This window comes from Chryseobacterium nakagawai (assembly GCF_900637665.1).
Classification (GTDB): domain Bacteria; phylum Bacteroidota; class Bacteroidia; order Flavobacteriales; family Weeksellaceae; genus Chryseobacterium; species Chryseobacterium nakagawai.
The window spans coordinates 4,555,411-4,582,141 of the sequence record NZ_LR134386.1; the positions used below are offsets into that span (position 1 = coordinate 4,555,411).

Here is a 26,731-nt window from a genome sequence, read left to right on the forward strand (position 1 = left end):
TGCAAAGATAAGAAATTCTATAATTTGCAAACATCTTTTGATTTCAGATATTCAATTTTAATATTATTTATGAATCTAAACGAGAGATATCTCTTGGAAACATAAGGATATAACGTGTGGTTTTATTTGCCATCAACCCTGATAAAAGCTGATCTTCTGATTCATGAAGCTTTATTCTTTTACCCTTTTTCTGCAATAAATAAATTGGTTGCTTTTCGGTATCATAAGGTAAAAGTTTTCTTTTGATCTCATGAACCAACTCTTTCCCATTATCAATTCCAAAAAAATCATTGGTGATTTTTATTTTTTCTTCAATAACCTTCTTATCAAAAGGATGTGTTGAAATAATAGTCTTCGGAAGGTTTCTTTGAATAACACTTTTACACCAATAAGATAAAACAAAATCATCAGAGTTCTGCCATTCTTTCATAGCCTGAATCACATCATTATCATCTAATCTTGTAAATCTTTCGATATCTTCATCTGTTGCTGCACTCTTTCCACGGTACAAAAAATATTTCAGATTTTCTGTTGCGGGAAGCTCAATCCCCTGAGAAATCAGATATTTTGCTCTTTCAAGAATCTTTACCAACAGGAATTCAGCTAAGGCTGAGGTTTTATGATAATATACCTGCCAGTACATAAACATTCTGGCCGTCAAAAAGTTTTCTATAGAATAAATTCCTTTTGCATCAATAACCAGTTCTCCTTCTTCACACACATTCATCATGGAAATAATTCTCTGGGTATTTATATTTCCCTCTGATACGCCCGTAAAAAAGCTATCTCTTTTCAAATAATCCAATCTGTCAACATCCAATTGAGATGAGATAAGCTGATTAAAAAACTTCCTATGGTATTGCCCCTGAAACATTTCAATAGCCATGGTTAGCTGACCATTAAATTCTTCATTAAGTTTATTCATCAGCAATAAAGAAAGTTTTTCATGATGCCAGTCATCCATCAGCATACTCTCCAAAGCATGGGAAAACGGGCCGTGTCCGATATCATGCATTAAAATAGCCAACATCGCTCCTTTTTCCTCTTCTTCAGAAATCTTAACCCCTTTCTGCTTTAAGGTTTCCAAAGCAGTAAACATTAAATGCATCGCACCCAAAGCATGGTGAAACCTTGTGTGTGTAGCACCTGGAAAAATCAGATTTAAAAGACCGGTCTGACCAATTCTTCTCAATCTCTGAAAATAGGGATGTTCAATAATATCAAATAAAATTTCGTGAGGAATCTTGATAAATCCATGAACAGGATCGTTGATAATTTTTAGCTTATTCTGCATTGAAACGTCTGTATGAGTAAACAAAGTTAGGGATTTTTAATTTGAGGGATGATTAAATTAGTATTAAAAGGCTGGAAACAAAAAGAGGGAAGCTATTGTTGACAATAAGCAGTGAATGCCAATTTATTTTGAGAATAAATGATAGGTATAGATTTGTTATCATAACGAACCTCTATTAACTTCCCTCTTCCAGTTCACAGCTTCCTTACCTTTTCCCACATTCATCAAAAAACCTTTGCGGTTCTTGCCTTAATCACTTATCTTTGAGAAAACTCAATTCTTTTGATGAGAAAACGTTTTCTTTTCATTTTTTTATTTTTAAGTCTTCATTTTTCCGCACAGGTTTTATCTGAAAATCAAAAACTGGAATCCCTTTGCAGGGTTTGGGGATTTCTAAAATATTATCACCCTCACGTAGCAAAAGGAAATCTGAATTGGGATCAGCAACTTTTCAAAAAAATTAATGAACTTGAAGGAATTAATAATAAAGAAGCATTAAATGATGTATATTCTCGTTGGATTGAAAGCCTGGGAAAGGTTAATGAGTGTACAGAATGTCTGCAGGAAACTGATAAAACGTATTTCCTAAAAAACTTTGATTTGAATTGGATAGACAATTCAAATATATTTACCCGGGCCACGTCTCAAAAACTTCATTATATTGAAAACAACCGCGGCATCGGCAACAATCATTATTTAGGAAAAGGAGGACGAAAAATATTTTTCAGAAATGAAAATTCTTATGGATCAAAATTCTCTTCCAAACAGATCAGTTTATTAGAATTGTTCAGATATTGGAATTACGTGGAGTATTTTTTTCCTTATAAATATGAAACGGATCAAAACTGGAATGATGTTCTTACTGAAATGATTCCAAAATTTCTCAATATTAATAATGATCAGGATTATCAATTGACTTTAGCAGAATTGGTGACAAAGACTGATGACTCCCATGCTTTTCTCTTTTCCCCATTGATTAGTCTTCATCTATATGGAAACAGAAAACTTCCTGTAGAATATTCTTATGCAGAAGGGAAACTGGTTATTACAAAGATTAATGACACTCGATTTCATGAAAGAACACCATTCAATATCGGTGATGTTATTTATGATATAAATGGAAAAACAATTCCTCAAATGGTCAACAGCCTCGGAAAATACATTCCTGCCTCCAACTCCTGGGGAAAAGTAAATAAGGTAAAGAGTAAACTTCTTTTTAGTAATAGTGATTCACTTTCCGTCAAATTAGAAAGAAACGGGCAAAATATGGAGATAATTGCAAAGACTTATTTTGTTAAGGATATCATCATCAAAAAAGTTCCTGAATCTCAAAAATGGAAGTTCCTGGATGATGAAAAGAAAATCGGTTATGTCCATATGGGAATCCTTGCTAAAGATGATGTGAGTGAAATGTACAGAAACTTAAAATCTGCAGAATCAATTATTTTTGATCTTAGAAACTATCCTAAGCTTACCATTATTCCTTTAAGCGAATTGTTACTCCCCCAATCCACCACTTATTATCAGTTCAACTTCCCGGAAACAAATTATCCTGGTAAATTTTATAGCAGAAAGAACAATATTGGCCGCAAGAATCCCGATTATTATAAAGGAAATGTAATCGTTTTGGTAGACGAAAATACCCAAAGTCAGGCGGAGACTACCACGATGATGTTCAAGCAGCATCCTAAGTCCAAAGTGATCGGCAGCAATACTTCCGGTGCCAATGGAGATATTATTAAATTTAAAATTGCAGACTTGGATACTTGCTTTACCGGCCTTGGAGCCTACTACCCGGATGGTAGAGAAACCCAAAGGATCGGAATTATTCCGGATATCCTGGTAAAACCAACTGCAGAAGGACTCAAAAACAGTAAAGATGAAGTTTTGGAAAGGGCTTTGCTATATATAAAAAATAAGAATTAACTCATACAGAAACAGGAAGTGTGATAGGCCATTTCCATTTAACTAATATTTAACTTTTAAACTTCCTATTTTGTGAGATTTTAAAAGGATTTGGTCAACATTTTGATACAATAACCATGTAAAAAATAAATTATGTCAGAAAAGATATTATGGATCGATGATGAAATAGATTTACTTAAACCTCATATCGTATTTTTAGAAAAGAAAGGTTATCAGGTAACCCCTGTTAACAATGTAAATGAGGCTTTGGAACTAATGGATTCAGAGAAATTTGCCCTAACACTCATTGATGAGAATATGCCTGGTATTTCCGGGTTGGAAGCAATTCCTATGATTAAGGAAAAAGACAACTCCTTAAAAATAGTAATGGTCACCAAAAGTGAAGAGGAACACATCATGGAAGAGGCTATCGGTTCCCAAATTGCAGATTATATCCTAAAACCTGTCAATCCTAACCAGATATTACTTTCATTAAAAAAGAATCTTCAGCAGGATAATCTTGTAGAACAAAAAACTATCTTACAATATCAACAGGAATTCAGAAACCTTTCTATGGAACTTTCTTACTTAAGAACCTACCAGGACTGGGCTGAATATTATAAAAAGATCCTAAGCTGGGAAATCAAGTTTGATAAAGTGGCAGATAATGAATTTGCAGATCTATTACAATCTCAAAAGGAAGAAGCTAATATTCAGTTTGCCAAGTTTATTGAAAAAAATTATGCAGACTGGCTTACTGATTCTGACAAACCCCTGATGAGCCATACCCTTTTTAAGGAAAAAGTAAAGCCTGAGGTTGAAAAAGAGAAAGTTCTTTTATTAATGGTTGATAACCTTCGTTACGATCAATGGAAAGTCGTTGAGCCTTTATTTACAAAATATTACAATAAAATTTCGGAAGATTATTATTATAGTATCCTTCCAACTGCTACACAGTATGCAAGAAACTCTTTCTTTGCAGGTTTGATGCCATCGGAAATTGAAAAACGTTTCCCTGATAAATGGTTTAATGATAATGAAGAAGGAAACAAAAATGAATTTGAACGTGACTTTCTGGAGGATCAAATGAAAAGAATAGGTCTTGGATCCAAGTCTATGAAATACCTTAAGGTATTGAACGCTGATTTTGAAAGAAAGATCTACGATGATTTCAATCAGCATAAGAACAATGATCTTTTGGTGATTGTTTATAACTTTATTGATATTCTTTCTCACGCTAAGACCGATAATCATATTGTAGACCAGCTTATCCGTGATGATAAAACTTTCCGCTCTTTAACGCTTAATTGGTTTGAAAACTCTTCTTTATTGAAGATTATTAAAACAGCAGCTGAAAACGGTTATAAATTAGTGATTACCACTGACCATGGAACGGTTTATGTTAAAAAGCCAAGCAAAGTAGTGGGTGACAGAGAAACCTCTACTAATATCCGATATAAAACCGGTAAAAGTTTAACGTATGATGACAGTGATGTTTGGGCAATTACCAATCCTGAAAAGCTTTTCCTTCCAAAAGGAAATTTAAGTTCAAAATATATTTTTGCTAAAAACAATATATTCCTTGCTTATCCTAAGAACTACAATCATTTTGTAAATTACTATAAAGAAACCTACCAACATGGTGGAATCTCATTGGAAGAATGTATCATTCCTATCAGCATTTTAGAACCCAAGTAGTTTTTTTCATAGTTTATTTAATTTTGGGTTTAAAGCGGGAAAAATCAATTGATTTTTCCCGCTTCTTTTTTTATAGTCTGTAAGAGTTCCTATCTTCGTAAAAAATAAAAAATGTTCATTATTTCACTTACGTATAAAGTACCTATTGAAAATGTGGAGCGCTATATCCCGGAACATAATTCCTTTCTTCAAAAACATTATGACTTAGGTTTTTTTATTGCTTCGGGAAGAAAAGAGCCAAGAACCGGGGGAATTATTATATGCAAAGCTGCTTCTAAAAATGAGATTGAACGGATCATCAAAGATGATCCGTTCAATATCCATCAAATAGCGGATTATGACATTACCGAATTTATTCCCTCGAAATACAACGAAAATTTTAAAATATTTATAGAAGACTAATGAAATTAATTACATACAATGTCAATGGAATCAGAGCGGCATTTACAAAAGATTTTCTGGGTTGGCTTACAACTGCTGATCCGGATGTGATCTGTATTCAGGAGAGTAAAGCCGGAAACGACCAGATCGACATCGAAAGCCTTGAAAAATTAGGATATCACAGTTATTGGCATTCAGCCGTACGAAAAGGCTATAGTGGGGTCGGAATTGCCTCAAAAGTAAAGCCAAATCATGTAGAGTATGGTTGTGGTATTGAAAGTTACGATAATGAAGGGAGAGTTATCCGTGCTGATTTTGATGGTTTCTCTGCCATTTCAGTATATGTACCTTCTGCATCAAATATTGAAAGACTTGATTTCAAAATGCAGTTCTGCCATGATTTTCTTACTTATATCAAAAACCTGAAAAAGGAGATTCCCAATCTTATTATATCAGGAGATTTTAATATCTGCCACGAGGCGATTGATATTCACAATCCTGTTGGCTTAAAAAACGTTTCAGGATTTCTTCCTATGGAAAGAGAGTGGATGACCGATTTCATCAATGAATGTGAATTGATTGACAGTTTCAGATTTTTCAACAATGAGCCTGACAATTATACATGGTGGAGCTACAGACAAAATTCCAGGGAAAGAAACAAAGGCTGGAGATTGGATTATAACTTCACTTCTTACAGCTTAAAGGATAAACTTACCAGAGCTGTTATTTTAAAGGAAGCAGTTCACTCTGACCACTGTCCTGCCTTACTGGAATTGAGTATTTAATAATTCTTATATCATCAACACAAAAGCCAGCTGAAATCAGCTGGCTTTTTTTAATTTAAATCATAAAATTAATCGACAATTTCATATTCGACCGGAATTGTACCATGGTTGATATCTCCGATCTCATCGAACGCTGCTTTAGACATGTCTAAAGATCTTGATGAATGGAAAGGTCCTCTGTCATTAATCCTCACTATTACCTCTTTCCCATTTTTAAGGTTTGTTACCTTAACATTTGTTCCAAATGGAAGCGTTCTGTTTGCTGCAGTAAACTTTGAATTATCAAAGATTTCTCCGCTAGCAGTTTTTCTACCGTTAAATTTATCGTGGTAGTACGATGCATAACTTGTTTTTTTCGCATCTAAGGCATTACTTGTAAACGAGTAAACACCTAAGGTTGAAATCATCATTATGATTACGAGAATGAATCTTTTCATCATTTTGAAACTTTTATTGGTTTTTGACAGGGCAAAAGTATCAGGAATCTCATTAACTCCCTATTCCAATTGTTAAATACTGTTAATAAAAACCAAATTATATGTTAATCACCCTTGTAACCACCTATGGATAGGGATTTTAAAGACCATTGTTAAAAAGTGTTAAAAAAACAAGCCAAATGTTAATTTAATTAACTAATTCATGCATAATTTAAACAAAACAAAATCATAAATATTTAATATTCAATGATTTATAAAAACACTAAATATTAATTAAATGCATAAAACTAATTTTTGAATGGCTGAAAATGTTAAGAGTCTCTACAGCATAAAATAGCTGATAGAATAGCTCGAACGTAACAAATTTTAATCTTTAAGAATTATTTTAACAGCAATATTAAGTTCAAAATTCAAGTTTAATTAATTGTTACCTCAAATTATATCCTATTTTTATTCATTATTTATTTAAAAGATCAACTTCTCTTGGTAATTATCTTTCAAAAATAAGGGTTAAGAATCAGATGGAAAAACTTTTTACAAGAAAAGTAAATGAGTCTCTTATATGTATATATATTATGCTTCATCCATTTCATATGAAAAGCTTATCTAAAAAGCCTCAAATTATATTTAGAACACTTCTTTCTGATTTACTTTTAATTCGTTTTAAAAAGCCACTATCATATCTTTTCTATTACGAAACAAATCTCTTGAAACGTATATGATCTAATTATCCTATATATTAGTAATCAATTCATAGCACAACATGAAATCAAATTAGATTCAATTTTGTTTGTTCATTAAATTTTACACGGGATTCATTTTAAATGATACCTTCTCCTGATTCTTATTTATTAAAAGCGATTATCATTAAAAATTATAAATGAGAGGCATTCCAAATAAAACGTTATCACAGGATAAAAACAAAAAACCAACGAACTAGCTGTTGGTTTTAATTTAAAATACTTTTATAATCTTTCAATTAAACACGTCATAAAATATTCTGATAACATTTGGTTGTATTAAATAAAAAAGCCGATGAAAATTAAATCATCGGCTTCTATAAGTTATAATTAATTAAGAATTAATTGTTTGTTTTTGTATACTCTACAGTATAATTATATGTTCCTGCAGGATAAACTACAGACATACTTGGTGACCCTGTTACAAAAGAACCATCAGCGGCATAAGAATATACACTGTTTGAGTATACATTGTTTGTTCCTGACTGATAAATTGTTATTCTATAAAGGCTTCCCGGGCTTGCAATTGCAGCCTGGTTTGAATAGGTTGTAGGAGCTGTAGAAGTTCCACTCGTGGTGAAGGTTCCTCTCTTAGCATATATCTGATTTCCGTTGATTGCTGTATTTGTAGTTGTTTCAGCAGTAGCGATGTTCACTCTTGGGCTTGATCCTATTGGCAACCATCTTCCTGTTGAAACGGCAGCACTACCTGTAGCGGTACCCGCTACTATAGGGTTAGAGAAATAATAAAACCCTGGAGTTACAGCAGAAGCAACAGTTGGATTATTAGTCCCTGTTAACGTGTTCCCTGTTCCTGTATTGTAAACAATCATTCCATCAAAACCTGTAGGAAAATTGATCCCATCCACATTGTCTGTTTTAAATACCCATGTAGTAAGGTTAGTTCTTGGATATACTAAACCTTTACCATTTGTATTAGATGAATTGGCACTTGGATCAAAATTTGAGCTTGCGTCCAAAAATACATTCTCATCCGTAACTGTAGAAACAGGCTGCTGGTTAGTTGCAATCTGAGCATGAGATAAGTTAGATGAAAGGAAACAAAATATGCTAAATAATACTATTTTTTTCATTGTATTGGATTTTTAAAATATTAGTTATACGATATTGAAACCCATTTTGTACCATCAGACACAAATTGTTTTCCTCTAAATTGTAAAACAGTAGCAGTACCTGCAAGTGCAACACCATTTGCAGATATTACAGTAACCGTAGTTGCTGATGTATTCTGATTGGAGATTACCACTACTCTACCTGCATTTGTAGCATCGGCAGCAGGTAATGTTATTGTAACTCCTGCAGCAGCAGCTGTTACAATAAGGAAGTCACTATTAGCAACTGTATAAGCAGCACCGGTAACAGATGCAGTAGTACCTACAATACCTTCGTATCTTTGAGTTCCACCACCACCTACTGGTTTCCAAACGTTATTCCCGTTTGTACCATCATAATAATAAAATCCATTAGCTGTAACATTAACTGTTTTACCAGTTCCTGTACCTCCTAGCGCGTTAATAAATACAAGCGCTCCATTTTGAGCACTTGCTGCAGTAGCATTACCATTAGCATAAGCTGCAGTTTTGGCTTCAAGATCAGCTCTTGATAGACGAGGGACTAATAAGGCATCAGGCCTAGTAGCATCAGTACTTGCTACTACATCTAAAGTTGCGGCAGGTGTGGTCGTGTTAATCCCCACTCTCCCCTGCTGAGCCTTGGAAAGAGCCGTAAAGGCAACGAGCATAGTTGCTGTTAATAAAAATTTTTTCATAAGTTTTTAAAGATTTTAATTACATTATTTTTCATCAATATTTCCAAAAGGAAAATGTATCTCAACTTGTGCTTAATATCTTATGGCTAGTATAAATATTAAAAATATTTTTAGAATTTCTAGCTAAATTTTAATAATAACTTATTGATATTGATAGCACATGATTTAAAAACATTGCTTATTCCGCAAATTTAAGACATAATTTTCTAATTTACATACTTTATAAAAGAAAATTAAAAATTCTTAATATTCAAATAAACAAAATATTGAAAATCAAATATTTAAAATACCAGGACAAATAATTTCATGTTAAATTCAATTAATATTTCATCTTTTTACCTCTCGAAATACAAAACTTTTTATCCTGATTAATAATGGTTTATATTTTTATATTAATTCACCATATAAGTCAAATTCTTCGGCCGAAGTAATCTTAACATTTGCGAATTCCCCAATTGAAATATAGGTATCCTCAGCTGACACTAAAACGGTATTATCTACATCCGGAGAATCATATTCTGTTCTTCCAATAAAGTAGTTCCCTTCCTTACGATCAAACATACATCTGAATACCTTTCCTACTTTTTCCTGGTTCTTTTCCCATGAAATCTGAGATTGCAGTTCCATGATTTCTTCTACCCTTGCTTCTTTTACTTCTTGTGCAATATCATCTTCCAATACATAAGCACCTGTATTTTCCTCATGAGAATAGGTAAAACATCCCAATCTGTCAAATTTCTGTTCTCTTACCCAATCTTTAAGTTCCTGGAATCTTTCTTCCGTTTCTCCCGGATATCCTACAATCAGGGTTGTTCTGATGGCCATATCAGGAACTTTCTCTCTGAATTTTCCTAAAAGAGCATCAGTCTTCTCATGGGTAGTTCCTCTTTTCATAGATTTCAACAGATCAGAATTGATATGCTGAAGAGGAATATCTATATAATTACAAACTTTAGGTTCTTCACGGATAATATCCAAAACATCTTCAGGGAAACCGCTTGGGAAAGCATAATGAAGACGAATCCATTCTACTCCTTCTACTTTTACCAATTCTTTCAATAAATCTCCCAATGCTCTTTTTTTATAAATATCCAACCCATAATAAGTAAGATCCTGAGCAATAAGAATTAATTCTTTCGTTCCTTTTTTCGCCAGTTTTTGAGCTTCAGAAACCAACTTTTCAATTGGAGTGGAAACGTGCCCACCTCTCATCAAAGGAATTGCACAGAAAGAACATGGTCTGTCACATCCTTCTGAAATTTTAAGGTATGCATAGTGTTTTGGTGTAGTTGTTAATCGCTCTCCTACCAATTCATGCTTGTAGTCTGCTCCAAGATGCTTTAATAATAAAGGAAGATCTCTTGTACCAAAATACTGATCTACATCAGGAATTTCTTTTACCAAATCCGGCTTGTATCTTTCGGAAAGGCACCCTGTAACGAATACTTTTTCTACTTCACCTCTATTTTTAGCCTCTACATAATCTAGAATAGTATTAATTGATTCTTCTTTAGCATTGTCAATAAATCCGCAGGTATTAATAACCACAATATCTCCGCGATCTTCATGAACCACTTCCTTCCCATTGGCTTTCAACTGGCTCATTAATACTTCAGAGTCATATACATTTTTGGAACATCCAAGTGTAACTACATTGATTTTTTTCTTCCCTACAGATTTTGTACGCATCTTTTTGATTTTGAGTCTGCAAAGATACAAAATATTAAAGAGTTAGGCTTACAAAAATAAAAACCACTTTAAAAAAGTGGTTCTCAGTATTATACTTTAAAAGTTTTTTTCTTTAAAGCCAGGGGCATTCTGGTCCTTATCTGAAAGCAAAGCATCTTTTTCATCAATTTTCCAATCTATATCAAGATCAGCATCGTTATACTTCACACTTCCTTCAGACTCTTTATTATAAAAGTTATCACATTTATAAGAGAATACGGCATGGGTACTCAATACGGAAAAACCATGTCCAAAACCTCTTGGTACATAAAGCTGTAATTTATTTTCCGCAGAAAGTTCAATTCCGAACCATTGGCCAAAAGTTGGAGAATCTTCTCTGAGATCAACTGCTACATCCCATACACTTCCTTCAAGACATGATACTAATTTGGCCTGAGCATGTTCACCTTTTTGAAGATGAAGCCCTCTTAATACACCATAAGAAGACTTGGAAACGTTGTCCTGAACAAAATGTCCGTTCATTCCTGTAAGTTCTTCAAACTTTTTCTCGTTGAACTTTTCAAAAAAATACCCTCTATCGTCTTCGAAAATAGTAGGTTCTATAATGTAACAATCTTTAAGTGGGGTTTCTTTAATTTTCATAATAGTCAGAAAATTTTATTTTAAAATAGTTATTAGGGTTCTCAATAGGATTTTGATATCATTGCTGAAAGATATATTTTCCAGATAATCCAGATTCATTCTTACTTTATGTGGAAATAATACTTCATCATTATATTGTAACGGATCTTTCTGCATCTTAAGAATATTTTCTTCATCTCTGTATACAATACTGGCTTCACATGTCAACCCAGGTTTTAATTCCAGTACCTTTCTATCGACGCCTTTAAGTTTATCATAATATCCTTCAATATCTGGTCTCGGCCCCACAAAACTCATATCTCCTTTTAAAATATTGAACAATTGGGGAAGCTCATCCAGTTTTAATTTTCTGAGAATTTGCCCTGTTTTTGAACAGGTTCTTTTTTTCCCATGAATGGTTTTAAACTTAAAAATCGTAAAAGTTTTTCCATACTGACCAACTCGTTTTTGAAAAAAAATACCATTGGAAGATGTATCTAAACTAGCAATAATGAATAAAATAATCAGCAGTGGTATCAGAAAAACAGTCAACATTATCGCTAGGATAAAATCAAAAACAGTTTTCCAATATGTATACTGATTCATTTATTTCTAAAAATTAAGATCCGAAGAATGTTTTTATGACATTTGATATTCTTACTCTATCTTCATCAGATAAATTAGAACCTGAAGGTAAACATAATCCGTTATCAAATAATTCTTCTGCTACTTTTCCCCCATAATAAGGTGCATTAGCAAAAACCGGCTGAAGATGCATTGGCTTCCACAAAGGTCTGGATTCAATATTATCTTCAAGGAAAGCTAAACGAAGCTCTTCACGGGTTTTTCCTGTAACTTCCGGATCTACGACGATAGCGGAAAGCCAATGGTTAGAGTAATAATCACCATCTGGCTCTGAAAAAACAGTTACTCCATCAATGGTAGCGAATAAATTTTTGTAAAATTTATGCATTCCTCTACGTGCATCAACACGACTTGACAGAACTTCCATTTGTCCTCTCCCAATACCTGCCGTTATATTGGACATTCTGTAATTGTAACCGATATGTGAATGCTGATAATGAGGTGCATTATCTCGTGCCTGAGTTGATAAAAAAACCGCTTTATCCTTATCTTCCTGAGAACGGCAAACTAATGCTCCACCTCCGAAAGTGGTAATAATTTTATTTCCATTGAAGGATAATACTCCAAAACGTCCGAAAGTTCCTGCTGCTTTTCCTTTGTAAGTTGAACCTAATGCTTCGGCAGCATCTTCAATGACAGGAATATTATATTTTTCGGCAATAGCAGAAACTTTATCCACTTTATAAGGCATTCCATATAAATGAACGGCTAAAATAGCTTTAGGCGTTTTCCCTTTTGCAATTCTGTCTTGTATAGCTTCTTCCAATGCTTTTGGACAAAGGTTCCAGGTTTCAGTTTCTGAATCTACAAAAATGGGAGTTGCCCCTTGATATGCAATAGGATTTGCTGTTGCAGAAAATGTCATGGATTGACAAATAACTTCGTCTCCATATCCAACACCCAATTCAATTAAAGCTAAATGAATTGCAGCAGTTCCCGCAGATAATGCCGCTACTTTTACGTCTGCATTTAAAAAATTCTCTAAATCTTCTTCAAATCCATTAACATTAGGTCCAAGTGGAGCCACCCAGTTTGCATCAAATGCTTCGTGAATATATTTTAATTCTGTTCCTCCCATATGGGGTGAGGATAACCATATTTTTTCTGACATCTGTTTTTAATTTTTACTTCTATATAAAGGGAAAAATCCACTATTTTTATCTGTTACCGATTCGGAAAGCTTATTATATGTTTCTAAATCAATGATGTATTGCCAAACCTTAAACATACATTGTGTCTTTGAAAAGCTGGCTTTAAATAAGAAAAGAGAGTCTTCATCACTACCCCCTGCCCCTCCACCTAAATGTAAAGCAGCCATTTTATATTCATTCCCTAAAAGTCTGGCTTCATCTAACAGTAGCTTCATTGGTGTATTTCGAAGATATTCTCCCGTAGTACCTGACAAATGATACTGCATAATATTATTGGTCATCGTGAAAATACCACCAGCTACTATTTTGCCCTCATGCTTAGCCAAAAGTAATTTACTATCAAAATCATTATTATTTAGAAAAGCATGAAAATATTCTTTTGTAAAAAAATAACTTGGTAGTGCATTTACTCTGTGCATTGTTTCATAATAAATTTCAACAAAAGCATCAAAATCAGCACTGGTTTTAGCTTCTTCAACGGTGAAACCATTTCTTCGCAATTGATTTATTTGTGACTTATTTGACTTCCCATATAATGCTCGTTGTTGATCAATTGGAAGTGTCAGATCTATTGAAATTGTCTTATTAACATTAAGTATTTTCCCAAAATTTTCAAAAAAATGATCTTGATCAATTAAAGGATGTAATCTTGAAAATGCACAAACAATTGAATTTTCTATACAGTATCTATCAAATTCTTTTTTGAAAAATTCTTTAAGATCTGAACTGAAATTAAAATCTTTTATGTTAGAAATAGGACCCGCATAACCATACACTGAAGTACAATCATAAAAACCTGTTTCTTCAATAGGTCTTATTACTAATGGTAATGCTATAAATACATCATCTTCATATGCTACAAACAATTTGCTATCAAAACCATTATCTATTGTATGGTAGAATGCAGTATGGTGAAAATCATAAGCAGAGGATGCTTTTACAATTTGATTCCATTCAGATTGCAATTTATCTATAACTTCAAATCTATACATTTTCAAAAAAACTATTTACTTTATTTGCTATATATTCTATTTCCTGTTCGGAGTATCTAAAATCCATATGAATATTTAAAATTCTGGATTCAAGATCTTTATCTTTACTATTAAGCTGATTAGGCCATAACACAGCCGGAAAAACTTTATTATCAATTAAGAACTGTCTGAGTTGATTCCTATTAGTTGGATCTTTAAATATTAATAATAAACAGAAACGGCTCGGAATAACTTCAAATTTACTTGATTTTTTAATTAAGCCAGCTCCTAAACTAATATTATCACCCGTTTTTCTCAAAATTTCTTCAACCGGAAATGTTGAAAGTATTAATTCTGCCTGCGACGGCATGAGCGAATCAGTCAGAGGATCTTTAAAAGTATCTTCCGCTTCTAAATAGTACCTTCTATATAAATCATTGTTTTCTAAATTGTTAAGCAGATACTCTTCTTTTAAAAACATAGCTGATAAAACTTTTATATATGTTTTTTCAGCTAAAGTGGTATAATCAGGATCTGTATCAATATTTTCACCATTTTTATACTTACACATTCCCCCTATTCCTAACGGCAACTGTTTACGGAGAGATGCAAAACAATAATCTGCAGTTGACTTATTGAAACCTGCTAAATCATGTGTCAGGTCATCAATGATGACTGTATTACGTAAGTGTGTTAAATCGGCTTTAATTTGCCCAAAATACAAAACATTAATAATTACACTTTGGGAGTCATCCTCCCAAATTACTTTGTTATTTGCTTCCGGGTTATAATCATAATACAAAATCTCGATATCCAGATCTGCAAAAAAACCGACTACTTCATGGCAATAATAGCTGGGAAAACCTACTTTATTCCAGTTATACGTCTTTATTCCGAATTTAAGTAAGTTATATAGAGCTACCCTTCCGGAAAAATACAGATGGTAATTATCATTTTTCTCAAAAAAATTTTCATTTTTCTTTTGAGAATGTATATAATGAAAACCGGAGCCAAATTCTTTATACATATCTATTTTTGCCAATAATTATTTATTTTTTATCAGATCAAAATAATCATCTCTGGTTATTCCCACTATCAGTTCATCCCACCACTGATTCTTTCTAAAGTATGCATTCTTTTTAGTTCCTTCAATAACCCATCCACATTTTTTTGTATAAACTCCTATGGAAGGTTCATTATTTGCAATAATAGTTGTATCAAGTCTCATTAAACCAAGTTCTTCAAAGGCGTATTTATTCATGGTCATCACAGTATCTACACCATATCCCTTACCTCTCATATCTTTATCACCCAATAACATTCCAGTAGAAGCACGTCTATCTTTCCAATTAATGTCGACAATATTGACCATACCTATTAATCCAAATTCTTCTGTATCAATAGCAAAACGTTGATTATTGGAATTAAGATTAAAGTTGTTAAACCACTTTTGTTGATCCTGCATACTAGAAGGAAAATGCCATCCGCCAAGCTTATAATTAATTTCGGGATCATTAGACCATTTGTGAAGTAATTCTAAATCTTTGTCTTCTATTGCTCTTAAAACAACCTTGTTACCTTTAATATTCATATTGCTATTTTTTGAAATTATTCTTACTAAGATTTTTACTTATTCCTAAATCATCAACTTCATCCACTGTTTGACCATGAACTATTGTTGAAGATTTAAAAAGCACAGACTTTATAGTCATTAATAATATTTCTAAGTCTAATTTTAATGATACATGATCAACATAATAAACATCATTATTAAAACGCTCTGAGAATTTCATTTGATTACGACCTTTAACCTGTGCTAATCCTGTAATACCCGGACGAACTTCATGTCTTCTTTTATGATGATCGTTATATAATCCTAAATATTCAGGAAGCAACGGTCTTGGTCCTATTAATGCCATATCTCCTTTTAGAACATTTATTAATTGTGGAATTTCGTCCAAAGACGTTTTCCGTACAAAAGCACCAATCCCTGTTAGCCGATCAGCATCTTGTAATAAATCACCATTGGCATCTTTTTTATCATTCATTGTTTTGAATTTTATGATCTTAAAGATGCGCTCATTCATTCCTGGGCGAAGTTGAAAAAAGAAAGGCTTACCGTCATTAGCAAAATACAACCCAATAGTAACGATTATAAAAATTGGAGAAAGCAGTATTAGCCCAATTAACGCAGCAAAAAAATCAATAAAACGTTTGAAAAAATTTTTATACATTATTTTAATTTGCTAGATATCAAAAAATAAGATTTATCAACAGTATATTTATTAAGAAGCAGTTTTTCAGCATTATTTCCTAAAACAGACAAATCTTCATTTAACAGTTTGTTTAAACAATTTTGCATAGATTCCTGATCTCCCGATAATACTTTATATCCGCATTCATTCTCTTCTACAATATCCCCAATGTCTGTATTCGGATCAGTTGCTACCAGTACAGGCATCTTCATTTCTAAATAAGATAATAAGCGTGAAGGAAAATTAGGAATTAAAAATCTTTTATCCAAGAATATCAATCCAATATCACATGCTGCTAACATTCTATCATAATCTTCTTTAGGAAGGCTCTGTAAAAGTTTAGCATTTTTGGGTTGTTTTGCATCAAACCATTCTTTTATTCTTGCAAATTCTGTCCCACCACCAACAATCAGAAAAAAAGCTTCTTCATTTGTTGTTACTTCAATTGTTTCTAACAGAAAATCCAAGCCTTGAGGTTTGCCCAAGTTACCACCGTAAACAAATACTTTCCTGTCTGCAGGAATATTGTATTTTTCACGAATTGCTTTTTTCTCTTCATCTGAATAATTGAACTTTATAGGCTCAATGGTGTTCGGATTTACCTCTACTTTTTTCGGATTTACTTCCGGATTATGTGTTAATACAAAACTGACATTTGCAGGGGACATACATCCTATGGTATCAGAAATCTGGTAAAGTTTTTTTTCCTTTTTTAAAAATTGTTTATGAATAAAACCACCTTCTTTCAACATCGTCATATCTACTGCGTTTTGAGGAAAAATATCCTTTAATAACAGATAGCTATAAGCATGATCCCGTTTTTTTATAAATTCAATTACTTTTGCGAATGTAATAGGAGGTGTTGAATACAACACCAAGTCAAATTTTTTATGAGCCAGATACTTTTTTATGGCTGACAAAAACTGAAATTCAATTGCCAAAGTACCAATACCTTTTTCAACAATATTCGTTTTTTGGATATTGAATGTTTTAACCTGAAGTATTGAAACTCCTTCTTTCTGTTTAAAATTCGTAGAAATTTTCTGACGTCTTTCTACAGGAGTAACAATGGTAACGTCATGACCTTCATCTCTGAACTTCCGCAACAGATCCTGATAGATACCCCGCTGTTCAACCGAATCTATACTGGCTAACGTGAGAAAAACAACATTCATATTATCTTAAATTTCTTCGGACCAAACCGTTCTTTTGATATAATCTGTGTAAGAAATAATAATTCTTACTACTTTTTCTGAAACATTTGGCATCGAGTAATCTGCTACTGGCCTGAAGTTTCTTTCTTCATCTACTTTTTGCTGTAATACCTGAACTAATCCCTGCATAATTCTTTCTGGAGACAAACCAACCATCATAACAGATGCTTCTTCCATCGCTTCCGGACGCTCATGTGCCTGGCGAATATTTAAAGCTCTGAAATTTAAGATTGATGACTCTTCAGAAATGGTTCCTGAGTCTGACAGACATGCATAAGCATTCATTTGCAATGCATTATAATCGTGGAAACCTAGAGGTTTTAAAAACTGAATTTCAGGACGCATTTCAATTTGCATCTTGTTAATCATATTTTGTGTTCTAGGATGGGTAGAAACAATAATCGGATACTGATATTTTTCTGCAATAGCGTTAAGAGATGTCATTAATCCACGGAAATTCTTTTCAGAATTGATATTCTCTTCACGATGGGATGATACTACAAAGAATTTACCTTTTTCAAGGTTTAATTTTTCTAAAACATTAGAAGCTTTAATTTCAGGTAAATAATGATTTAAAACTTCAAACATCGGCGAACCGGTTTTGATAATTCTATCTGCCGGAAGCCCCTCTCTTAACAGATATTCACGGGCTATATCAGAGTAAGTAAGATTGATGTCTGCAGTATGATCTACAATTTTACGATTGGTTTCTTCAGGAACTCTTTGGTCAAAACATCTATTTCCTGCTTCCATGTGGAAAATTGGAATATGTCTTTTTTTAGCAGGAATTGCACAAAGACAAGAGTTAGTATCTCCTAAAACTAAGAAAGCATCGGGTTTCAACTCTTCCAAAAGCGGATCAATTGTAATTAAGATATTTCCTACCGTTTCAGTTGCAGTCTTACCAGCTGCTTCTAAAAAGAAATCAGGTTTACGAAGACCTAAATCTTCAAAGAAAATTTGGTTAAGTTCGTAATCATAGTTTTGTCCTGTGTGGACGATAATATGTTCAACAGCTTCGGATGCATCCAAAGCTGATAGTACTCTTGATAATCTAATAATTTCTGGACGCGTCCCAACGACCGTCATTACTTTTAATTTTTTCATTTTTATGTTTAGCTATTAAACAGTTTCAAAATAGGTATCTGCATCTTCCGGGTTGAAAGGCTCATCAATCCAGAAAATTGTATACAAATCTTCGTTTCCGATGTTTTTGATATTATGGGTATACCAAATCGGCATATCTACATAAGCAGGCTCTGTTCCATCTAAATAAAAGTCTAAGACTTCATTTGTATCAATTTTTCTTAATTGAATTAAAGCTTTACCCTTAATTACGGCAAATCTTTCAATTTTACGAGTGTGGTAATGGTTTCCTCTGGTAATATCCGGAACTGTAGTTGAGAAAGAACATTGGCCACCAATTCCTAAACGAATTACTTCTACAAATGCACCTCTCGGATCTGTATGTTGTGTGAATTTAACTGGAAAATGAGTTTTATAATCCATATAAGAACGATAAGTGTTGAACAAATTATGTTCGAATTTATCTTTCAAAACCGGGATCTCTCCACCATCAAAATATTTTACTTTATAGTCATTCAATAAAGCTAACACTTCTGAAACTTTTTTAATTGAAGTGGGTTCTATAAATAATTCCGGTTCACTTTTTTCCGATCGAATCTCGCTAATAATTTTCATGACCAATTCCTGGACATAAATCAACTTAACTTCACCATCATTGGCAATTGTTGGTATTTCACCATGTGTTAACTGATAACAAAAAGTAGCAATAAACGAATTATAAAAAGGTTTTCCAAAGGCTCCAAAAACATTTGGAATAATCAAACCGGTTACTTTCCCTCCATTTTCATTGGCCCAGTTTACAATGGCTTCGCGGCCCTCACGTTTTGATCTTCCATACAGATTATCTCGTTCTTCCTGTGTAGAAGACGAAATCAAAACATGAGCTTTAGAATGGGTTCTTTTTAACGATGCAACCAGCTTATTTGACAATGCAACATTTGTCTCATAAATCACTTGCTCAGAATCATGACGATTCATGGCTGCTAAATGTACAATTACATCACATTTTTTAGTGAATTCATCTAATTTATCGTCGTCTTCAAAGAATTCTTTTTGAAAATCAACAGTTTCAAATTCTTCTGGAAATAATCCCAAAGTATTGTATAAATGGCTTCCAACGAAACCTTTTTGTCCAGTAATTCCTACTTTTTTCATAGTTAATTTTTAAAGTAATCTAATGAGAATCGGTATTCGTCTTGGATTTCGCCCAAGGCATAATCTGCTAAAACCAGTAATTTACTTCCTTCTTTTTTTGCTTGAATTGCAGTTATATACCCTGCTGGAATATGCAGATAAGTTAAGGATTCGCAATCTAACTGATATTTCGTAATCATTAAATCTTTTGAAGGCTGAGTAAAGTCATCAATTTGGATCACTGACACTTCAAACTCTCCTTTCATACAAGCAAACCAACGTTGCTCTATTTTATGGCCTTGCCAGCCTCTTATAAACTCTGTAGAATGATTCTCTATGGTATAAATACGTTTAACTTCTGAAGCATCAAATTCATTATTGAAAGTGATAATTCCTCTCTCATCTTCATGTTTTTTACCAGCCAGAATCATAATTTCCCGAATTTTAAATCTAATTAATATGGATATTGCATAACGTCTTCTCCAAAAATTTCTTTCCGAATAAGCGGTAGTTTAGAAATTAATTTTTTAAGCCCTTCAACTCCTTGCTGTTCTGTGTTATGAGAATGGTAATCTTCTATTTTGGAAACATCTTCTTCCCCCTCCGAAAAATACTTAGCATAATTTAGGTCTCGATTATCAGCTGGAATACGATAAAAGTCTCCCATATCTTCTGCTTTAGTCATTTCTTCACGGGTACAAAGCGTTTCATATAGTTTTTCTCCGTGACGTGTTCCAATAATTTTAACAGGAACTTCTTTTCCTGTCATTTCGATTAATGCCTGAGCCAAATCTCCAATGCTTCCTGCCGGTGCTTTGTTTACAAATAAATCCCCCGGATTTCCATTTTCAAAAGCAAATAAAACCAAATCAACGGCATCTTCCAATGACATGAAAAATCTTGACATATTAGGATCTGTTATCGTAATAGGCTGCCCTTTTTGAATTTGATTTAAAAACAAAGGAATAACTGATCCCCGGGATGCCATCACATTGCCATAACGTGTTAAGCAAACTACAGTATCGGTAAGGTTTCTGGCCTCAGCAACTGCAACTTTTTCCATCATTGCTTTAGAAATACCCATGGCATTAATTGGATAAGCCGCTTTGTCTGTAGAAAGACATATCACTTTCTGAACCTTGTTGGCCGCGGCTGCCCGAATTACATTTTGGGTACCTTCCACATTGGTTTTTACCGCTTGCATCGGAAAAAATTCACATGAAGGAACTTGCTTTAAAGCAGCAGCATGAAAAATATAGTCTACACCTCGTGTCGCTGGTTCTACCGAACTATAATCGCGTACGTCACCGATATAGTATTTAATTTTATCATCCTTATAAAGATTTCGCATATCATCTTGTTTCTTCTCATCACGAGAAAAAATACGAATTTCTTTAAAGTGGTCTGTTTGTAAAAAACGATTCAAAACAGCTGTTCCAAAAGAACCTGTTCCACCTGTGATTAATAGTATTTTATCTTTTATTTGCATGTCTTAATTTAATAATTTAATCAATTGATTTATTTCATTTTTAATGATTTGCTGTGTTGAATGTACGTTATTTTTTATACTTTCTACCAATGCGAGATAAATACTTTTTTCTTCAAAAGGATCAAAAGTAACACTTGGTTCGCATACCTGAAACATATAAGGTAAATTAGCACCAATCACTTTACAGCCACACTCTATAGCTTCTACAATACCTAGCCCAAAGCTTTCTTCCAAAGATGGAAAAACTAAATACTCGGTTCTATTATATCGTTCTATTAACTGTTCTCTTTTAACAAATCCTAAATTAACGATAGGATATCCTTGATTTATTTTCTCTTGAATGAATTCTCCCAGAGAAATAAATGTGCCAAGGTCCACTGTTATATATAATTTCCCTCTTTTTGTTTCATCATAAAATTTGCAAAATGCATTTAATAACCGAATATGATTTTTATGCGGGGTGCCTGCACTTACATAAATATATGAATCAGCTTCCCTCTGATCTTCTTTATTTATTAAATCCTCGTTTGGATAAAATGGCAGTGCTACTACATTATCAGCGTTAAATGTATATTTTTTCAAAAAGCTTTCTTTCATCAAATTGCTTTGCACTAAAAGAAAATTTGTATTCTTCAAAAATTTAGAAAAAATAAAGGATTTTACTCTAAACAATAATCTTTGGGAAATATTAAATTCTTTCGGAATAGTAAGAAATAGTTTTTGTTGAAGATAGGTATAGACCGGTATATTTAGTTGGAGCGTTGGGGGTAAATTTCCAAAACAGAATACTTTAGTAAACTTTTGATAATTATTCTTATAAAACGTATGTCTATTAGATAAGGATGCTTTTAAATACTGCTTTCGATCAGATGGAATGTAGCTAAAATCATGTGAACATCTTTCATCAAAGAGATAAAAAACTTCCAATTTATGATCCACTAACTTCTGAACTAAATAATCAAGAAGAACCTTGCCCCCACCATTGTTAATATACAAAGCATCAATTAATAACATTATTATTCAAAATTGTGTTTACATTTGACTCTATCTCATAATTCCTGGCTGCATTGTATTTTAATTTTTTAAAAATACCTAGCTCTTTAGCTGCAACTATCTTAAGATTTTTCTGGTTCCCCTGACTTGTATATGCCATACATCCTTCAGAAATATTGTAGATGGATGTTTTGGGAATATAGAAATCTGTTTCAAAATTAACAAATCGCATATTATTGAAGGAATAATTTCCATTAATTACATCATTATTAATTTGCTTTACACCATATTTTCCTGAGCCAAGATAGCAATTGTCTATAATAACATTACCAGAACTATTTAAGCCAAATCCTATTTCAGTTGTTTCAATATGGCAATCTCTAACTTCAGTGGATGCACCACATAAAATAGCGATTCCTCCTTCTGCATATCCTTTATTTCTTAGGGTACCAATCTGCTCAATATCCACTCTCTGTATCATCAGTCTTGAGCCCTTTTCTTCTATTCCTATTTCTGAGCAATTTGTAATTATTCCATCTGTAATTGAAGTAAAATAACTTCCATTTTCAAAAACAATTCCTTTTCTACATGCACCAATATAGAAATCGCGTATTTTATTATTTACAGCTGTAGCTCCTTTAATTCCAATATCAAAGTTTGAAATCCTCAGTTTTTCAAGAAAATAAAAATTTGAATTATTAAGTATAAGGCCTGCCGTAGCTGCTTTATTGGTTCCTTTGATGCTTAATTCACTTACTTTGGCACTTGAAACATCTTTATAAGGTGACAGTCTGATTCCATCGGCTAAACAGTTGATAACTGTTGCATTAATTCCTTCTCCGGTAATACTGATAAAAGGATCTTTTACTTCAATTGCTTTACTTGTTTTATAGATTCCTTTTGGAATAAATAAAGTTCCACCTTCAAAAGCTGCAAGATAATCTATTGCTTTCTGAATACCTGTAACATCATCATTTTTACCATCTCCCTTACTTCCAAACCATTTTGCATTAACATTCCCAGAGAAGCTTCTTTTATATACCTGTCCTTTTATATTGATAAAGATAACCTGGTCTGCTTTATAGCTTTTAGGAAGTTGCCCATTATATTTTTCAAAAGCAAAAACTTCATTCACATTCTCATCCAGGAGAAATACTTTGTCTGTTGTATTAATATTCTTACTATTTTGTACAGCATCATTAATCGAGACATACTTAACATCCTGAGAAAAACAAAATGTAATATTAAAAAGCAAAATGATTAAACCGATATTTTTCATACACTAAGTAATTATTTGTTCAATTTATATTATCCAACTTCAACTGGTAATTCTTTATTAAAAATAGATTTATAAGGAATGTACAAATCTTTGTATGCGAAAATAACGCCATAAAACTTGAATGCTAAATAGACAATCAACAACAACAACACTAAGTTTTTGACTATTTTGTTTTTGGTCTGTAAAATTAATATCGGGTACAGGAAGATTTGAAATATCTCATAATATCCTGAAAAACGAATTAAAGCAACAGAAATAGGTACAAATAGAATAAATAGTACCACACTCATAAGATACAGATTAAATATTCCTCTGAATTGGGCATTCTCATAATTTTTAAATAAAAAAACGATGAAAATTAAAATCAGGAAAAGTCTGTAGGAGACCCCTCTGATCATGGTCTCCATAGGTGAATAACCAGATCCAAAAGCTTCATCTGTTCCTGCTTCCATATAAACGTTACTCCTTTCAGACAGAGATCCCAAGCCACTACTTCCTATGGTAGTAAGTAATGAACCGGCAACAGATGTTAAAGCAAAGCTACCAACTAAGACAATTATGATCTGTTTTCTTGAAAGATTAAGGTTATATATCCAATAAGCAGGGAAAAAGATTAATGCAGATTTATGAAAAAGCATCGCAATAAATACCGTCAATAAAAACAGATATAATTTCCTTTGAATGATAAAATGTAAGGCTAAAACACAGATTGAAACAGCAATTGCCTGTCTTACAAAAAACACACTGGCAAGCGATACACTAAACCAAACCAAAACTGAAAATACTGGTGCTTCAGAATACTTTCTTATGACATAAAAAAAGCAAGAAAAGATGATTGAGGCCTCAAAAAATAATAGCACAGAATAATCTCCTGTAGTAGAATAAATAAGTGTATTAAGTTTTATAAACAAAAACTCATACATCATTTGCAAGTATTCGTTACTTGCAATATTTTCGAAGATAAATTTATATGCAGCCCAGTCTGTTCCTCTTTCCCATCTCAAAAATGATAGCAGATAGAACACTGAAATTATAGGAATTACAGCTATTTTCCCAAACTTTTTCCCAAAATTCATTTCGGAAAAGGACAGCAAACTAATTAATCCAAAAATTATATATAAATACATATTGTGACATTCATTTTCTAAACGGCCTTAATTGGATAATTAATATTTTTCCAATTAAAAATGCTTTTTAATTCTTTGAAATCTTTTATTGTTTCTAAACTGATTTCATGCTTGACAACCTTTCTGATAATACTTTCCATTTCATCAGTATCCTCACATAAATACCCTATTTCTCCATATGAACAAATATGATTAAAGTACTTATTTTTAATAGCGATTACCGGTTTTTCGTGATTGATTGCATCAAAAATTGCTCCACTGGCAGTTAACTGATATTGGTTTTGATCATAAAAAAACAGTATAGCGTTTAACCCTTTAATTGCTTCATTATATTCATTCGTGGGTATTATGGTATCCGTTTTTGCTATAAAATTAATCAATGGAAAATCTTCTGTATGATAACCGTGTCTGCCAATCACATATAATTCCAATTTCTTCTCCATAATAAGATCTTTCAGACTTTCGGAGAGCTTAATAAATTTAAGCATTCCTTTATTTTCTCCTACGGCACCTACAATTCCCATTTTTATTGGTAATGAAGACTGTTTTTCAGCAGATCCATCCTTAAAAAAGTATGGATGCTCCATACTCACAAAGGCACCCCTATTTTTAGGATATAATTCAATAAGCTTTTCACGAATTGATTTTCCTAGTGCAATAATCTTAATATTATCTGAGATCTTACTGTTAAAAAACCTTTGAAGAAGTTTCTTATACACAAAGATCGGTTTATTTTTAGGTACATTCTGAATTAAGTACTCCAATTCACCATGAGCAACTATTGTAAGATTGATCTTAAAAAGATTGGAAAGAAGATTGAAATACAAAGTTCCAAATTCATTTAAATTTGCTAGAACAATATCTTTATTTCTGTATTTTAGCAGCAGGAAGAACAGTAAAAAACCCGCATAAATTTTTCGTAAAAAAATATGATATGATTTTTTCCCTTCCAGTACCTTAACCTTTTTAAATTCTACTTTACCGGAATTGTAGCTAATATTATTGCTTACCAGAATCTTCTTTAAATTTTCATAACTGGACTCTGAAGATAAATATATAATTTTTTCAAATCTTGCTTCTAAAATTTTTAAAAAAGCGGCATTGAAAACTTCGTGAAAATTTCCAATTGAATTTGAATCAATAAAAACAGTGCTTTTTTTCATTAAAAATAAGATTTAAAATTTGCTTTTAGGAAAGCAAACTTTTCTTTGGTTGTATATTGCTTATTTGCCAGTCTTCCGAATGTTGCAAAAAAATCCAGGAAAATATACTTATAGTAGTTTTCTCTATCGTGCTTTTTTAAGTATCGGTTTCTGCTTTGGTGTATTACAGTTCTTTTGAAATTAGAAACAGTTGCCCCAAAATCACTACCACCTTCTAAATGTATAATTTTTGTGGTTGTTAAAATATAATTTTTATATCCAAGATTTACTAATCTTTTCTGTAAATCTGTTTCTTCATAATATAAGAAGAAATTTTCATCAAAGCCGCCAATATCTTCATAAATCTGTCTTGAGATCAATAAATCAGCACCTGTCACAAAATCAATTTCCTGAAATTCATTTTGTGTTGAAATTTCAAACTCTTTTAAATTTTTTCCAAAATAGGTATTGATATAATTTTTTGCTTTCGGAAAAAAACCACCACTATTTATAAAACGTCCATCCTCATCAGTTAAAATACATCCCAACGCTCCAATATTCAATATATTTTGATTGGCAACATAGAAATCCAACATTTTTTTGATAGAGTTATCCAGCAAAATTGTATCAGAGTTCAGTAAAAAAAGAAATTTTCCTTTTGCAGATTTAGCTCCCAGGTTATTGGCAAAGCCAAACCCCAGATTATTCCCTGACTGTATAAACCTGATATTTTCTGTTTTCGGAAGAATTACTGAAGATTCATCACTAGAAGCATTATCTACTACTATGATCTCATAGGTAAACCCTGTTGAAAATTTCTGAATACTCTCTATACAATCAAGTGTAAGCTTACAAGTATTATAATTTACAATAATAATAGAACAATCTAAATTCTTCATTTTTAAA

The 26,731-nt window shown here is 32.5% G+C and carries 26 protein-coding genes; 4 read left to right on the forward strand and 22 right to left on the reverse strand.

The genetic code is table 11. The features are described 5' to 3' along the window. Nucleotides 1-67: 67 nt before the first annotated feature. A complete protein-coding gene (locus EL260_RS20445; protein ID WP_123857356.1) occupies nt 68-1,294 on the reverse strand; it encodes an HD domain-containing protein in 1,227 nt (408 codons plus the stop codon). Between the two features lie 285 nt (nt 1,295-1,579). Here EL260_RS20445 and EL260_RS20450 point away from each other — a divergent pair, with 285 nt between their 5' ends. From EL260_RS20450 to EL260_RS20465, 4 genes are all read left to right on the forward strand, one after another. Next, the gene (locus tag EL260_RS20450; RefSeq protein WP_123857357.1) at nt 1,580-3,220 is read left to right on the forward strand and encodes a S41 family peptidase; all 1,641 of its coding nucleotides are present in this window, start codon (nt 1,580-1,582) and stop codon (nt 3,218-3,220) included. Nucleotides 3,221-3,352: 132 nt separating this feature from the next. Then, the gene (porX, locus tag EL260_RS20455; protein WP_123857358.1) at nt 3,353-4,897 is read left to right on the forward strand and encodes a T9SS response regulator signal transducer PorX; all 1,545 of its coding nucleotides are present in this window, start codon (nt 3,353-3,355) and stop codon (nt 4,895-4,897) included. 111 nt (nt 4,898-5,008) lie between these two features. Continuing rightward, nucleotides 5,009-5,299: a YciI family protein gene (locus EL260_RS20460; RefSeq protein WP_123857359.1), complete on the forward strand. Its 291-nt coding sequence runs from the start codon at nt 5,009-5,011 to the stop codon at nt 5,297-5,299. Then, nucleotides 5,299-6,063, forward strand: coding sequence for an exodeoxyribonuclease III (locus tag EL260_RS20465; protein ID WP_123857360.1), 765 nt, complete (start codon nt 5,299-5,301; stop codon nt 6,061-6,063). The genes EL260_RS20460 and EL260_RS20465 overlap by 1 nt, the downstream gene beginning before the upstream one ends. 68 nt (nt 6,064-6,131) lie before the next feature. Here EL260_RS20465 and EL260_RS20470 read toward each other — a convergent pair whose 3' ends face one another. The 21 genes from EL260_RS20470 to EL260_RS20570 form a co-directional block, all read right to left on the reverse strand. Next, a complete protein-coding gene (locus EL260_RS20470; RefSeq protein ID WP_103293848.1) occupies nt 6,132-6,503 on the reverse strand; it encodes a septal ring lytic transglycosylase RlpA family protein in 372 nt (123 codons plus the stop codon). A 1,078-nt stretch (nt 6,504-7,581) separates the two neighbouring features. Next, nucleotides 7,582-8,334 carry a hypothetical protein gene (locus tag EL260_RS20475; RefSeq protein WP_123857361.1) on the reverse strand — a complete coding sequence of 251 codons (753 nt, stop codon included), beginning with the start codon at nt 8,332-8,334 and terminating at the stop codon, nt 7,582-7,584. A gap of 20 nt (nt 8,335-8,354) precedes the next feature. Then, nucleotides 8,355-9,029, reverse strand: a complete 675-nt coding sequence (locus tag EL260_RS20480) for a hypothetical protein (protein ID WP_123857362.1) — start codon at nt 9,027-9,029, stop codon at nt 8,355-8,357. A gap of 387 nt (nt 9,030-9,416) precedes the next feature. Further along, entirely contained in the window at nt 9,417-10,718 is a 1,302-nt protein-coding gene (rimO, locus tag EL260_RS20485; RefSeq protein WP_123857363.1) for a 30S ribosomal protein S12 methylthiotransferase RimO, read from the reverse strand. Nucleotides 10,719-10,814: 96 nt separating this feature from the next. Next, nucleotides 10,815-11,360 carry a dTDP-4-dehydrorhamnose 3,5-epimerase gene (gene rfbC / locus EL260_RS20490; RefSeq protein WP_123857364.1) on the reverse strand — a complete coding sequence of 182 codons (546 nt, stop codon included), beginning with the start codon at nt 11,358-11,360 and terminating at the stop codon, nt 10,815-10,817. 15 nt (nt 11,361-11,375) lie between these two features. Continuing rightward, nucleotides 11,376-11,945 carry a sugar transferase gene (locus EL260_RS20495; RefSeq protein WP_123857365.1) on the reverse strand — a complete coding sequence of 190 codons (570 nt, stop codon included), beginning with the start codon at nt 11,943-11,945 and terminating at the stop codon, nt 11,376-11,378. A 13-nt stretch (nt 11,946-11,958) separates the two neighbouring features. Next, entirely contained in the window at nt 11,959-13,095 is a 1,137-nt protein-coding gene (locus EL260_RS20500; RefSeq protein ID WP_123857366.1) for a DegT/DnrJ/EryC1/StrS family aminotransferase, read from the reverse strand. A gap of 6 nt (nt 13,096-13,101) precedes the next feature. Continuing rightward, a complete protein-coding gene (locus EL260_RS20505) occupies nt 13,102-14,127 on the reverse strand; it encodes a GNAT family N-acetyltransferase (protein WP_123857367.1) in 1,026 nt (341 codons plus the stop codon). Then, nucleotides 14,120-15,148 carry an aspartate aminotransferase family protein gene (locus EL260_RS20510; protein ID WP_123857368.1) on the reverse strand — a complete coding sequence of 343 codons (1,029 nt, stop codon included), beginning with the start codon at nt 15,146-15,148 and terminating at the stop codon, nt 14,120-14,122. Before EL260_RS20510 ends, EL260_RS20505 begins: the two co-directional genes overlap by 8 nt. A gap of 3 nt (nt 15,149-15,151) precedes the next feature. Then, nucleotides 15,152-15,697, reverse strand: a complete 546-nt coding sequence (locus EL260_RS20515) for a GNAT family N-acetyltransferase (RefSeq protein ID WP_123857369.1) — start codon at nt 15,695-15,697, stop codon at nt 15,152-15,154. A 4-nt stretch (nt 15,698-15,701) separates the two neighbouring features. After that, nucleotides 15,702-16,340: a sugar transferase gene (locus EL260_RS20520; RefSeq protein ID WP_123857370.1), complete on the reverse strand. Its 639-nt coding sequence runs from the start codon at nt 16,338-16,340 to the stop codon at nt 15,702-15,704. Then, a complete protein-coding gene (locus tag EL260_RS20525) occupies nt 16,340-17,536 on the reverse strand; it encodes a glycosyltransferase family 4 protein (protein ID WP_123857371.1) in 1,197 nt (398 codons plus the stop codon). The genes EL260_RS20520 and EL260_RS20525 overlap by 1 nt, the downstream gene beginning before the upstream one ends. Before the next feature lie 6 nt (nt 17,537-17,542). Beyond that, nucleotides 17,543-18,682, reverse strand: coding sequence for a non-hydrolyzing UDP-N-acetylglucosamine 2-epimerase (gene wecB / locus EL260_RS20530; protein WP_123857372.1), 1,140 nt, complete (start codon nt 18,680-18,682; stop codon nt 17,543-17,545). A 15-nt stretch (nt 18,683-18,697) separates the two neighbouring features. Further along, nucleotides 18,698-19,816: a polysaccharide biosynthesis C-terminal domain-containing protein gene (locus EL260_RS20535; RefSeq protein ID WP_123857373.1), complete on the reverse strand. Its 1,119-nt coding sequence runs from the start codon at nt 19,814-19,816 to the stop codon at nt 18,698-18,700. Nucleotides 19,817-19,818: 2 nt separating this feature from the next. Beyond that, on the reverse strand, nt 19,819-20,226 hold the full coding sequence (locus EL260_RS20540) for a WxcM-like domain-containing protein (protein ID WP_123857374.1): 408 nt from the start codon (nt 20,224-20,226) through the stop codon (nt 19,819-19,821). 23 nt (nt 20,227-20,249) lie between these two features. Next, nucleotides 20,250-21,284, reverse strand: a complete 1,035-nt coding sequence (locus EL260_RS20545) for a polysaccharide biosynthesis protein (protein WP_123857375.1) — start codon at nt 21,282-21,284, stop codon at nt 20,250-20,252. A 3-nt stretch (nt 21,285-21,287) separates the two neighbouring features. Further along, a complete protein-coding gene (locus tag EL260_RS20550) occupies nt 21,288-22,298 on the reverse strand; it encodes a glycosyltransferase (RefSeq protein WP_123857376.1) in 1,011 nt (336 codons plus the stop codon). Further along, nucleotides 22,285-23,556, reverse strand: a complete 1,272-nt coding sequence (locus EL260_RS20555; protein ID WP_123857377.1) for a glycosyl hydrolase family 28-related protein — start codon at nt 23,554-23,556, stop codon at nt 22,285-22,287. The genes EL260_RS20550 and EL260_RS20555 overlap by 14 nt, the downstream gene beginning before the upstream one ends. Nucleotides 23,557-23,585: 29 nt before the next feature. Further along, a complete protein-coding gene (locus EL260_RS20560; protein WP_123857378.1) occupies nt 23,586-24,683 on the reverse strand; it encodes an EpsG family protein in 1,098 nt (365 codons plus the stop codon). A gap of 17 nt (nt 24,684-24,700) precedes the next feature. Next, a complete protein-coding gene (locus EL260_RS20565; protein ID WP_123857379.1) occupies nt 24,701-25,846 on the reverse strand; it encodes a glycosyltransferase in 1,146 nt (381 codons plus the stop codon). Further along, complete coding sequence (locus EL260_RS20570; protein WP_123857380.1) at nt 25,846-26,724, reverse strand: glycosyltransferase family 2 protein; 879 nt, start codon at nt 26,722-26,724, stop codon at nt 25,846-25,848. The genes EL260_RS20565 and EL260_RS20570 overlap by 1 nt, the downstream gene beginning before the upstream one ends. Nucleotides 26,725-26,731: the final 7 nt, after the last annotated feature.

What these genes read in the sequence shown, in the direction of transcription:
- EL260_RS20555 (WP_123857377.1), bottom strand. Translation starts at nt 23,556, where the DNA reads ATGAAAAATATCGGTTTAATCATTTTGCTTTTTAATATTACATTTTGT.
- EL260_RS20565 (WP_123857379.1), bottom strand. Translation starts at nt 25,846, where the DNA reads ATGAAAAAAAGCACTGTTTTTATTGATTCAAATTCAATTGGAAATTTT.
- EL260_RS20465 (WP_123857360.1), top strand. Translation starts at nt 5,299, where the DNA reads ATGAAATTAATTACATACAATGTCAATGGAATCAGAGCGGCATTTACA.
- EL260_RS20495 (WP_123857365.1), bottom strand. Translation starts at nt 11,945, where the DNA reads ATGAATCAGTATACATATTGGAAAACTGTTTTTGATTTTATCCTAGCG.
- EL260_RS20470 (WP_103293848.1), bottom strand. Translation starts at nt 6,503, where the DNA reads ATGATGAAAAGATTCATTCTCGTAATCATAATGATGATTTCAACCTTA.
- EL260_RS20500 (WP_123857366.1), bottom strand. Translation starts at nt 13,095, where the DNA reads ATGTCAGAAAAAATATGGTTATCCTCACCCCATATGGGAGGAACAGAA.
- EL260_RS20525 (WP_123857371.1), bottom strand. Translation starts at nt 17,536, where the DNA reads ATGAATGTTGTTTTTCTCACGTTAGCCAGTATAGATTCGGTTGAACAG.
- EL260_RS20460 (WP_123857359.1), top strand. Translation starts at nt 5,009, where the DNA reads ATGTTCATTATTTCACTTACGTATAAAGTACCTATTGAAAATGTGGAG.
- EL260_RS20515 (WP_123857369.1), bottom strand. Translation starts at nt 15,697, where the DNA reads ATGAATATTAAAGGTAACAAGGTTGTTTTAAGAGCAATAGAAGACAAA.
- EL260_RS20535 (WP_123857373.1), bottom strand. Translation starts at nt 19,816, where the DNA reads ATGAAAAAAGTAGGAATTACTGGACAAAAAGGTTTCGTTGGAAGCCAT.
- EL260_RS20505 (WP_123857367.1), bottom strand. Translation starts at nt 14,127, where the DNA reads ATGTATAGATTTGAAGTTATAGATAAATTGCAATCTGAATGGAATCAA.
- EL260_RS20520 (WP_123857370.1), bottom strand. Translation starts at nt 16,340, where the DNA reads ATGTATAAAAATTTTTTCAAACGTTTTATTGATTTTTTTGCTGCGTTA.
- EL260_RS20445 (WP_123857356.1), bottom strand. Translation starts at nt 1,294, where the DNA reads ATGCAGAATAAGCTAAAAATTATCAACGATCCTGTTCATGGATTTATC.
- EL260_RS20570 (WP_123857380.1), bottom strand. Translation starts at nt 26,724, where the DNA reads ATGAAGAATTTAGATTGTTCTATTATTATTGTAAATTATAATACTTGT.
- rfbC (WP_123857364.1), bottom strand. Translation starts at nt 11,360, where the DNA reads ATGAAAATTAAAGAAACCCCACTTAAAGATTGTTACATTATAGAACCT.
- rimO (WP_123857363.1), bottom strand. Translation starts at nt 10,718, where the DNA reads ATGCGTACAAAATCTGTAGGGAAGAAAAAAATCAATGTAGTTACACTT.
- wecB (WP_123857372.1), bottom strand. Translation starts at nt 18,682, where the DNA reads ATGAAAAAATTAAAAGTAATGACGGTCGTTGGGACGCGTCCAGAAATT.
- EL260_RS20480 (WP_123857362.1), bottom strand. Translation starts at nt 9,029, where the DNA reads ATGAAAAAATTTTTATTAACAGCAACTATGCTCGTTGCCTTTACGGCT.
- porX (WP_123857358.1), top strand. Translation starts at nt 3,353, where the DNA reads ATGTCAGAAAAGATATTATGGATCGATGATGAAATAGATTTACTTAAA.
- EL260_RS20545 (WP_123857375.1), bottom strand. Translation starts at nt 21,284, where the DNA reads ATGCAAATAAAAGATAAAATACTATTAATCACAGGTGGAACAGGTTCT.
- EL260_RS20475 (WP_123857361.1), bottom strand. Translation starts at nt 8,334, where the DNA reads ATGAAAAAAATAGTATTATTTAGCATATTTTGTTTCCTTTCATCTAAC.
- EL260_RS20540 (WP_123857374.1), bottom strand. Translation starts at nt 20,226, where the DNA reads ATGATTCTGGCTGGTAAAAAACATGAAGATGAGAGAGGAATTATCACT.
- EL260_RS20560 (WP_123857378.1), bottom strand. Translation starts at nt 24,683, where the DNA reads ATGTATTTATATATAATTTTTGGATTAATTAGTTTGCTGTCCTTTTCC.
- EL260_RS20550 (WP_123857376.1), bottom strand. Translation starts at nt 22,298, where the DNA reads ATGTTATTAATTGATGCTTTGTATATTAACAATGGTGGGGGCAAGGTT.
- EL260_RS20450 (WP_123857357.1), top strand. Translation starts at nt 1,580, where the DNA reads ATGAGAAAACGTTTTCTTTTCATTTTTTTATTTTTAAGTCTTCATTTT.